The sequence below is a fragment of the Adlercreutzia equolifaciens genome, assembly GCF_029076695.1.
Taxonomy (GTDB): Bacteria; Actinomycetota; Coriobacteriia; order Coriobacteriales; family Eggerthellaceae; genus Adlercreutzia; species Adlercreutzia equolifaciens_A.
Genome location: NZ_JARFIK010000192.1, coordinates 1 through 332, shown reverse-complemented (window position 1 = coordinate 332; position 332 = coordinate 1). Strand labels below are relative to the sequence as shown.

Sequence of the window (332 nt, the reverse complement as noted above, 5' to 3'; positions counted from 1 at the left end):
CGCGCGGCGGTGCCCTCGGGCGCTTCCACGGGCGCTGTCGAAGCCGTTGAGTTGCGCGATTGCGACAAGTATCGCTACCTGGGCAAGGGCACGCTCGACGCGGTGTCCCACGTGAACGGTGAAATTGCCGAGGCTCTGTTGGGCCTGGAGGCCGAGGACCAGCGCCTGGTGGACCAGGTGATGATCGAGGCCGACGGCACCGACAACACGGGCGCTTTCGGCGCCAACGCCATTCTGGGCGCTTCGCTGGCTGTGGCCCATGCCGCTGCCGAGGCGGCCGAGCTGCCGCTGTACAAGTACGTTGGCGGTGCCAACGCCCACGTACTGCCCAC

The 332-nt window shown here is 68.1% G+C and carries 1 pseudogene; it reads left to right on the top strand.

Features of this window, described 5'->3' with window-relative positions:
* Window positions 1-332: pseudogene (gene eno, locus PZH32_RS12030) on the top strand (phosphopyruvate hydratase); the annotation flags it as partial.